Source organism: Microbacterium sp. C448 (genome assembly GCF_000582705.2).
GTDB classification, from domain to species: Bacteria; Actinomycetota; Actinomycetes; order Actinomycetales; family Microbacteriaceae; genus Microbacterium; species Microbacterium lacus_A.
Genome location: NZ_HG779834.1, coordinates 22,388 through 31,409, shown reverse-complemented (window position 1 = coordinate 31,409; position 9,022 = coordinate 22,388). Strand labels below are relative to the sequence as shown.

At 67.8% G+C, this 9,022-nt stretch carries 10 protein-coding genes; 6 read left to right on the top strand and 4 right to left on the bottom strand.

Annotated features, from left to right (window positions below):
- The 5 genes from MIC448_RS16095 to MIC448_RS16075 all read left to right on the top strand — a co-directional run.
- Positions 1-1,007 (top strand): ABC transporter substrate-binding protein (locus MIC448_RS16095; protein WP_036302031.1); only part of this gene is annotated, 1,007 nt, incomplete at its 5' end.
- Entirely contained in the window at positions 1,004-1,954 is a 951-nt protein-coding gene (locus tag MIC448_RS16090) for an ABC transporter permease (RefSeq protein WP_036302018.1), read from the top strand. The genes MIC448_RS16095 and MIC448_RS16090, both read left to right, overlap by 4 nt.
- A 26-nt stretch (positions 1,955-1,980) precedes the next feature.
- Positions 1,981-2,928, top strand: coding sequence for an ABC transporter permease (locus MIC448_RS16085; RefSeq protein WP_243420058.1), 948 nt, complete (start codon positions 1,981-1,983; stop codon positions 2,926-2,928).
- On the top strand, positions 2,925-3,746 hold the full coding sequence (locus MIC448_RS16080) for an ABC transporter ATP-binding protein (protein WP_036302016.1): 822 nt from the start codon (positions 2,925-2,927) through the stop codon (positions 3,744-3,746). Before MIC448_RS16085 ends, MIC448_RS16080 begins: the two co-directional genes overlap by 4 nt.
- Positions 3,743-4,543, top strand: coding sequence for an ABC transporter ATP-binding protein (locus MIC448_RS16075; protein WP_036302014.1), 801 nt, complete (start codon positions 3,743-3,745; stop codon positions 4,541-4,543). Before MIC448_RS16080 ends, MIC448_RS16075 begins: the two co-directional genes overlap by 4 nt.
- A 162-nt stretch (positions 4,544-4,705) precedes the next feature.
- Here the strand turns inward: MIC448_RS16075 and MIC448_RS16070 are convergent, their stop codons facing one another.
- The 4 genes from MIC448_RS16070 to MIC448_RS16055 all read right to left on the bottom strand — a co-directional run bounded on the left by MIC448_RS16070 (position 4,706) and on the right by MIC448_RS16055 (position 7,379).
- Positions 4,706-5,323, bottom strand: a complete 618-nt coding sequence (locus tag MIC448_RS16070; RefSeq protein ID WP_036302012.1) for a GNAT family N-acetyltransferase — start codon at positions 5,321-5,323, stop codon at positions 4,706-4,708.
- Positions 5,324-5,332: 9 nt separating this feature from the next.
- A complete protein-coding gene (locus MIC448_RS16065) occupies positions 5,333-6,025 on the bottom strand; it encodes a uracil-DNA glycosylase (RefSeq protein ID WP_051514260.1) in 693 nt (230 codons plus the stop codon).
- A 4-nt stretch (positions 6,026-6,029) separates the two neighbouring features.
- Positions 6,030-6,524, bottom strand: coding sequence for a phosphoribosyltransferase (locus MIC448_RS16060; RefSeq protein WP_036302009.1), 495 nt, complete (start codon positions 6,522-6,524; stop codon positions 6,030-6,032).
- A gap of 69 nt (positions 6,525-6,593) precedes the next feature.
- Positions 6,594-7,379 (bottom strand): SDR family oxidoreductase, encoded by a 786-nt coding sequence (locus MIC448_RS16055; protein WP_036302007.1) that lies wholly within the window; start codon positions 7,377-7,379, stop codon positions 6,594-6,596.
- Positions 7,380-7,668: 289 nt separating this feature from the next.
- Here MIC448_RS16055 and MIC448_RS16050 point away from each other — a divergent pair, with 289 nt between their 5' ends.
- Positions 7,669-8,991, top strand: a complete 1,323-nt coding sequence (locus MIC448_RS16050; RefSeq protein WP_036302005.1) for a bifunctional o-acetylhomoserine/o-acetylserine sulfhydrylase — start codon at positions 7,669-7,671, stop codon at positions 8,989-8,991.
- Positions 8,992-9,022 lie beyond the last annotated feature (31 nt).

Here is a 9,022-nt window from a genome sequence, read left to right as displayed (position 1 = left end):
GGACCCTCACGGGTCGCGCGGGCCTCGTGTTCAAGGAGGGCGATGCCACCGACCTCAACACCGCCGAGAACGGCACGGGTCCGTTCACGCTCGCCAACTGGCGCCAGGGCGACAGCATCACCCTCGCCCGCTACGACGGCTACTGGGGCGAGCCGGCAGCGGCAGCCGAGGTCGTCTTCGACTACATCCCCGACAGCACGGCAGCGCTCAACGCAGCCCTTGCGGGCGAGGTCGACGTGCTGACCGGGTTCGACGCCAACTTCCAGGAGCAGATCGAGGCGAACGGCGATTTCGCCCTCGTCACGGGCCCCTCGACGGACAAGGGCACCCTCGCGTTCAACTCGCGTGCGGAGCCGCTCGACGATGTCCGCGTGCGCGAAGCGATCCGCCGCGCCATCGACCATGACGCGATCATCGAGGCGTTGGGCGCCGGCGAGACCCTCTACGGTCCGATCCCCGAGCTCGACCCGGGCTACGAAGACCTCTCCGATGTCGCACCGTTCGATCCCGAGGCGGCGCAGGAACTGCTCGCCGAAGCGGGCGAGGAAGACCTCGAGCTGACCCTGACGATTCCGTCGTTCTACCCCACGACGATCGCGCAGGTGCTGGTCTCGCAGCTCGCCGATGTCGGCATCACGCTCACCGTCGACTCGGTGGACTTCGCGACGTGGTTGCAGGATGTCTACGTCAATCAGGACTACGACCTGAGCTTCGTGTTGCACACCGAGGCGCGCGACTTCGAGAACTGGGCGAACCCGGAGTACTACTTCACCTACGACAACCCCGAGGTGCAGCGCCTGTACGCTGCATCCGTCGCCTCGCTGGACGAAGAGACCGCGGCCGACCTGCTGCGCCAGGCCGCGCGCCTGGTGTCGGAAGACATGGCGGCCGACTGGCTGTACAACGGCCAGTCCGTCCTCGCGGTTGGCAGCAATGTCTCGGGAATGCCATCAACCAACGTCAACGAGCGCCTCAACGTCGCGGGGCTGGGTAAGAGCTCCGATTGATCCGGTACGCGCTGACACGGCTGCTCCTGCTCCTCGCGGGGTTGCTTGTTGCCAGCGTGCTCATCTTCGCCACCCTCAGGGTGCTCCCGGGTGACGTCGCGCAGTTGATCGCGGGCGCGCAGGGCACGCCCGAGCAAGTCGCCGCTATCCGCGACCGGCTGAACCTCGATCAACCCGTCGTCGCGCAGTACCTCGAGTGGATCGGCGGTCTGCTGCGGGGCGATCTGGGCACCTCTCTCATCACCGGGGCGCCCGTCGTCACCGAGCTCGTCCAAAAGGCCGATGTCACCGTGCCCCTGGGGCTGATGTCGCTTCTCATCGCGTTGCTGTTCAGCCTGCCTCTCGGTGTGCTCTCGGCCATCCGCCGCAACCGTGCGGGCGGGACGGCGATCAACGTCGGCTCGCAAGCGCTGGCCGCCGTGCCGGTCGTCTGGGCGGGCATGATGCTCGTCGTGGTGTTCGCGGTATGGCTCGGATGGCTGCCCGCTCAGGGCTTCCCGCGCGAGGGGTGGGGCAACCCCGGCGCCGCCTTCCGTTCGCTCCTGCTCCCTGCCCTGACAATCGGCATCGTCGAGGGCGCACTGCTGCTGCGCTTCGTCCGCAGTGCCACGATGCAGGCCGCGGGTGAAGACTTCGTGCGGACCGCAGCCGCAAAGGGCCTCACCCGCACCCAGGCCCTTCTGCGCCATGGTCTGCCCAGCGTCGGCCTCTCCGTCATCACGGTGCTCGCGCTCCAGGTCGCCGGCATCATCGTGGGCTCCGTCATCATCGAAGAACTCTTCGCCCTGCCCGGGATCGGACGGATGCTCGTGGCAGATGTCGGGGCGCGTGATCTGCCGAAGGTGCAGGGCGAGCTACTCGTCCTGACAGGTTTCGTGCTGCTGCTCGGGTTCGTCGTGGACATCGTCCACCGGGTGCTCGACCCGCGGCAGCGGGAGGCCCAGTGACCAACAAAAGAGTGACCGACACAGCTGTGACCCACACGACAGTGACCGGCGAGAGGGTGCGAAAGCGGCGGGGCAGCGCGCTCGGTCGCCTGTGGCGCCAGTCGACGGGCCGATTCGGCCTGATCGTCGTTGGGCTCGTTGTGCTTACCGCGGCGGTCTCGCTCGTCTGGACCCCGTTCGACCCCCAACGCGTCGAGATCACCGACCGCTGGGCGCCGCCCGGCTGGCCGCACCTGCTCGGCACCGACAACACGGGCCGCGACATGTTGAGCATGATCATGGCCGGCGCGCGAACGACGGTGTTCGTCGCCGTCGGCGCGGGCATCGTGGCCACCGTCTTCGGCGTTCTGCTCGCAGCCCTCGGCGCGCTCACGGCGCGCTGGGTTCGTGAGACCGTGGCGGTGCTGGTCGACATCCTCATCGCCTTCCCCGTCCTTCTGATCGCGATGATGATCTCCGCCGTGTGGGGTGGCTCCCTGTGGATCGTGGTGTGGGCGGTGGGCATCGGTTTCGGCGTCAATATCGCCCGGGTCATGCGACCGGAGTTGCGACGTGTGCTGCGCAGCGACTTCGTCATGGCGGGCAAGGCATCGGGGCTGACCCCCCTGCAGAACCTCGGCCGCCATCTGCTGCCGAACGTCGCGCCCGTCTTCATCGTGCAGCTGTCGTGGTCGATGGCGGTCGCCGTACTGGCCGAGGCGGGGCTGTCGTACCTGGGGTTCGGCGCCTCGGTCACCGAACCCTCGTGGGGTCGGCTGCTGGCCGATCTGCAGGGGTTCCTGACCGTCTACCCGCTCTCGGTCGTCTGGCCCGGGCTCGTCATCACGATTACGGTGCTCGCGCTCAACCTGCTGGGCGATGCCATCCGCGAGGCCACCGACCCCACCCTGCGCGAAGCCCGCGGGTCAACCCGCCGCGAAGCTGGCCCTTCAGCTCGTCGCGCGCGCACCCACATGCCGGAGGTCATCTCGTGAGCCTCGTGGTGCGTGACCTCGTCATCGAAATCGACGGTAATCGTGTCGTCGACGGCATCTCGTTCGACGTTCCGGACGGCACTCGCCTGGGACTCATCGGAGAGTCCGGATCGGGCAAGTCGCTGACCGCCCTTGCGATCCTGGGGCTGCTGCCCGAGGGAGCCGAGGCATCCGGCAGTATCGTCTGGGACGGCCGCGAATTGATCGGGATGCCGGATCGGGAACTCGCTCAGCTGCGCGGCGACGACATCGGCATCGTCTTCCAAGAACCCCGAGCCGCGCTCAATCCGATCCGCACGGTCGGGCGCCAGATCGCGGAGTCGATCCGCATCCACGAGCGCGCGTCGAAGCGCGAGGCCTGGCAGCGCGCCCTCACCGAGGCGGAACGTGTTCGGCTGCCCGATCCCCCGCAGCTCCTGCCGCGCTACCCCCACCAGCTCTCGGGCGGTCAGCTGCAACGCGTGGCGATCGCGATGGCGCTCGCGTGCCGGCCGCGACTCCTGATCGCCGACGAACCCACGACGGCGCTCGACGTGACGATTCAGGCCGAGATCCTGCGCCTGCTGCACACTCTCGTCGACGAGGACGGGATGTCGCTGGTGTTCATCACCCACGATCTGGCGGTGCTCTCGCAGATCGCCACGCACGGCATCGTGCTCGAACACGGGCGCGTCGTCGAGTCGGCCCCCGTCCGCGAACTGCTGACGGCACCGCGCTCCCCCGTTACGCAGGGACTGCTGCGGGATGCCACGGCGACGGTGTGGCGCTCGGCGGATCAACGCGAGGCGCAAGCCCGCGGGGCGGAGGATGCGTCATGAACCGCGACGTTCTGCTCACCGGGCGCGGCCTGACCCGCCGACACGCCCTGCCCCGGCGCACCCTGTTCGATCCGCGCCGCGTGACGACCGCGCTCGAGGACGCCGACATCGATGTGCGCGCGGGCGAATCCGTCGGCATCATCGGCGAATCGGGATCGGGCAAGTCCACCCTCGTGCGGCTGCTGCTCGCGCTCGATACGCCGACGTCCGGCAGCGTGTCCTTCGAGGGACGGGGCGTGGATGCCTCGGCATCCGCTCGCGATCTGCACTGGCTACGGCGGGGCACGGGCATCGTGTTCCAGGATCCGTACTCGTCGCTCGACCCGCGCATGAGCGTCGGCAGGATCGTCGGCGAACCGCTCTGGGCGCTCGGCATCGAGGGCGACCGCCGCGCGCGCGTTCGCGAGGTACTCGATCTTGTCGGACTCGAACCCGGGATGGCCGAACGCTTCCCCCACGAGTTCTCGGGGGGTCAGCGCCAGCGCATCGCCCTCGCGCGCGCGATCGTGCACGGCCCCCGCCTCCTCGTCGGGGATGAGCCGCTGTCAGCCCTCGACGTCACGGTCCGTGCGCAGATCCTGGCGCTGCTGAAGAAGCTCCGGGACGAACAGGGCATGGCGCTGCTGCTGGTCTCGCACGATATCGGTGTCGTGCAGAACGTGTGTGACACCGTGGTCGTCATGAAGGACGGACGGATCGTCGAGGAAGGGCCGACCGAGCGGGTGCTGCTCGAGCCGCAGGTCGCCTACACCCGGCGCCTGCTCGACTCGATCCCCATCATCGATCCGGGAATCTGACCGCGCCGCCACGCACCATGTCCCACTTTCTGGGATGCGCGTCCCACTTTCGCCCGCTCTGACAGCCGCATAGCGGAAGAAAATGGGACATCGTCGGATCGGATGTCCCACTTCGCTGGGGCTGCCTGCCGAGGCTCAGCCCACCCGCCGCGCTCACGCGGGTCAGCGACGGAACAGTCCGCGCTTGTTCTTCTTCTTCGGTGAGAGGGACTTCTGCAGATAGATCGTGCCGAGCCAGCGGCCGAACTTGAAGCCGACCCGGCCCATCCGACCAACCTCGACGAAGCCGAGCTTTTCGTGGAGAGCGACGGATGCTTCGGCACCCTTATCGCTGATGACGGCGACGATCTCGCGAATCCCCGCCTGCTCGCACGCCTCGATCAGCGCCTCCAACAGCGCCCTACCGAGCCCTTTGCCCGCGGCGGCGTGCCCGAGGTAGATGGAGTTCTCTACCGAAAACCGATAGGCCGACTTCGACGACATCGGCTGCACGAGCGCATACCCGAGGATCTGGCCGGACGGCGACTGCGCCACTAAGAAGGGGAGCCCGGCTGTCGCGAGGAGAGCGACCTTGTCACGCCACTGCGCGAGAGTCCATTTCTTCTCATCGAAGGTGACAACCGAGTTGGTGACGTAGTAGTTGTAGATCTCGCGAATATCGGGGATGTCGCGATCTTCAACGGGGCGAATCTCGTACGTGAACATCGGTTCGGGCTGCGGAGGCTTGCGCAGGTGCCGCGGCAGCTTCCGGCGATCGCGATCGTATTCCTCCTCCAGCATGCCGCCAGCCTACGCGGGCAGACGCCAGTCGACCGCGGTCGCTCCGGCCTTTTCGAGCATCTGATTGGCGAGCGAGAATGGCTTCGATCCGAAGAATCCGCGCGAAGCGGACAACGGCGACGGATGCGGCGACTCGATGATCGGCGTGGCACCGAGCAGCGGGCGCAGGTTGGCGGCATCCCTCCCCCACAGGATCGCGACGAGCGGCCGATCGCGCGCGGCAAGCGTGCGGATCGCAAGTTCCGTGACCTTCTCCCACCCCCACCCCCGATGAGACCCGGATGCCCCGGGCGCAACGGTCAGTACGCGGTTCAGCAGCATGATGCCCTGGTCGGCCCAGGCCGACAGGTCACCGTGCGGCGCCGATGGGATGCCGAGATCGCTGTCGAGTTCTTTGTAGATGTTCGCGAGGCTCCGCGGGAGAGGGCGGACATCCCGCTCCACCGCGAAGGAGAGACCGATCGGATGCCCCGGTGTCGGATACGGGTCTTGCCCGACGATCAGCACCTTGACGTCGTCGAGGGGGCGCTGGAACGCCCGCAACACACGGTCGCCCGCGGGCAGATAGCCCCGCCCGGCCGCGACCTCCGCACGCAGCCTCTCGCCGAGCGCGGCGATGTCCGCAGCGACGGGTTCGAGCGCGTCGGCCCAGCCCGCGTCGATCAGGCCGTCGTCGGCGAGTTGCGCGAGCGAGCGAGCCATGGGATCAGGAGGCATCCTCTTCGATGACCGAGCCCTTCCACGACCAGGGGAAGTCGATCCACAACGCCGTCTCGCGCCAGGAGTAGTCCGGCATCGCGATCGAACCGGGCTTGGTGTAGATCGTCGCCGAACGTACGTCCGCTCCGCGCTCACTCAGCAGGCGCACGGCGAGCGCGAGAGTCCGACCGCTGTCGGCCACATCGTCGACGAGCAACACGCGACGCCCGCCGAGGTACTCCATGTCGAGTTCGGGGCGCAGGAGTTCGGGGGCATCCAGGACCGTGCCGATGCCGGTGTAGAACTCGACGTTCAGGGCGCCGCAGTTCTTCGCCCCGAGGGCATACGCCATGGCGCCGCCGGGCAACAGGCCGCCGCGGGCGATCGCGACCACGACTTCGGGGACGAAACCGTCGGCGACGATCGTGCGGGCGAGATCCCGACATGCCTCGCCGAAGCCGTCCCAGGTCAGGTGCTCGCGCTCTCCCGTGTACTCACCCATGCGGGGTGACTCCTTCCCGGCTCATGCCGTCGTCGTGCGTCTCAACTCAGTCTCGTGAAGAGCCCGAGATCACTCGCGGTCCGAGCGAACCCGCAGCGGCCCACGGGCCAGGAGGTACTGCGCGGACTGCGCCACAGGGCGCATCGTCACGAGATCCAGGTTGACGTGAGCGGGAGCGTTCATCGCGTAGACGATGACATCCGCGACGTCCGAGGCGACGAGTGGTGCTTCGACGCCGTCGTACACGCGATCCGCCGCCGCCGAGTCGCCGCCCAACCGATTAAGGGTGAACTCGGGCGTGTGCACCATGCCCGGTGCGACCTCGACCACGCGGATCGGCTCGCCGTTGAGTTCGAGGCGCAGGGCGTGCACGAGCATCGCCTCGGCAGCCTTCGCTGCGTTGTAGCCCGCACCACCGGGGTAGGCGACCTGCGCCGCCGTGGACGTCACGAAAACGGCATCGGCATGACCGTCTTCCGTCGCGGCCTCGCGCATGAGGGGAAGCAGCGCGGCGACGAGACGCTGTGTCGAGAGCACATTGACCTCGTACATCCACGTCCAGTCGGATGGGTCGCCGTCTTCCACCCGCTGCGTGCCGCGGGCGCCGCCCGCGATCTGAACGAACGCATTCACGGGCCCCGTGCCCCTGAGCCACTCGGCGAGCGCATCGACGTCGGCCTGGTTCGTCAGGTCAGCAGCGAAGACCTCGGCGCCCGTCTCGTGCGCGAGCTCCGCGAGACGTTCGGCGCGGCGAGCCACACCGACCACATCCCACCCGACTTCGCGGAGAGCCACCACGGTCGCCCGCCCGATTCCCGAACTCGCACCCGTCACAACCGCACGCCTGTTTGCCACGGACCCACGCTAGTCCGCCCCGACGGGGTGGACGAACTCCGGACGCCAGTCCGAGGCTCGTGCACCCGCGCACCGCGCGCATGTCCCACCTTTTCACCCCATGCGGCGCTGTGGCGTGAAGAGTTGGGACATCGGCGGTCGCGCGTCGGCCGGGACGGATTCCGGATCCGGACCGCCGCCGGATTGTGTTACGTAACATTTCCCGACCGTTGTCGAGACATCCGTCCATCCGTAGCCTCGCTACAGACGCGACACCCGCCGCGCCCCGCAAACCACAGGAGTATCCATCATGTCCGCACCGGAGAACTGGCGCTTCGAAACCAAGCAGGTCCACTCGGGCGCACAGCCCGACCCGACCACGAAGGCACGCGCGACGCCGATCTACCAGACGACGTCGTACGTCTTCGACAACACCGAGCACGCCGCGAATCTCTTCTCGCTGGCCGAGTTCGGCAACATCTACACGCGCATCATGAACCCGACGCAGGACGTCGTCGAGCAGCGCCTCGCCGCGCTCGAGGGCGGCACCGGTGCCCTTCTCGTCGCGAGCGGCCAGGCCGCCGAGACGTATGCGGTCCTGAACATCGCGCAGGCCGGCGACCACATCGTCTCGTCCTCGTCGATCTACGGCGGAACGTACAACCTGTTCAAGTACACGCTCGCGAAGCTCGGCATCGAGACCACGTTCGTCGAGAACCAGGACGATGCCGATGAGTGGCGCGCCGCCGTCCGCCCGAACACCAAGCTGTTCTTCGGTGAGACCATCGGCAACCCGAAGATCAACATCCTCGACATCGCGAAGGTCGCGGGCGTCGCTCACGAGAACGGCTTGCCCCTGATCGTCGACAACACGATCGCGACGCCGTACCTCATCCGCCCGCTCGAGCACGGCGCCGACATCGTCGTCCACTCGGCAACCAAGTTCCTCGGCGGTCACGGCACGGTCATCGGCGGTGTCATCGTCGACGGCGGCACGTTCGCCTGGTCGCAGAATGTCGAGAAGTTCCCCGGCCTGACCGAGCCCGACCCGTCGTACCACGGCGCCAGCTACACCACCGCCGTCGGCGACGCGCTCGCGTACATCATCAAGGCACGCGTCACGCTCCTGCGTGACCTCGGCGCCTCGATCGCGCCGCAGAGCGCCTGGCTGCTCATCCAGGGCATCGAGACGCTGTCGCTGCGTCTCGAGCGTCACGTGCAGAACGCGCAAGAGATCGCCGAGTGGCTCGAAGACCACGAGGATGTCGCGTCGGTCAACTACTCGGGCCTGCCGTCCTCGCCCTGGTACGCCGCGGCGAACACCTACGCGCCGAAGGGCGTCGGTGCGGTGCTGTCGTTCGAGCTCAAGGGTGGGGTCGAGGCGGGCCGCGAGTTCGTGAACTCGCTCGAGCTGTTCAGCCACCTCGCCAACATCGGCGACGTGCGCTCGCTCGTCATCCACCCCGCATCGACGACGCACTCGCAGCTGACCCCCGAGCAGCAGCTGACGTCCGGCGTCACGCCCGGTCTCGTGCGCCTGTCGGTCGGCATCGAGAACATCGAAGACCTCAAGGCCGACCTCGAACAGGCGCTCGCCGCGGCCCGCAGGGTCTCGGAGGCCGCGCGCGCGTAATCTCGCGTCACCGGATGCCCCGGGCCCGTCC

Excerpts from the sequence above, each read along its gene's own strand:
- MIC448_RS16075 (WP_036302014.1), top strand. The coding sequence starts at position 3,743 with ATGAACCGCGACGTTCTGCTCACCGGGCGCGGCCTGACCCGCCGACAC.
- MIC448_RS16070 (WP_036302012.1), bottom strand. The coding sequence starts at position 5,323 with ATGCTGGAGGAGGAATACGATCGCGATCGCCGGAAGCTGCCGCGGCAC.
- MIC448_RS16065 (WP_051514260.1), bottom strand. The coding sequence starts at position 6,025 with ATGGCTCGCTCGCTCGCGCAACTCGCCGACGACGGCCTGATCGACGCG.
- MIC448_RS16060 (WP_036302009.1), bottom strand. The coding sequence starts at position 6,524 with ATGGGTGAGTACACGGGAGAGCGCGAGCACCTGACCTGGGACGGCTTC.
- MIC448_RS16050 (WP_036302005.1), top strand. The coding sequence starts at position 7,669 with ATGTCCGCACCGGAGAACTGGCGCTTCGAAACCAAGCAGGTCCACTCG.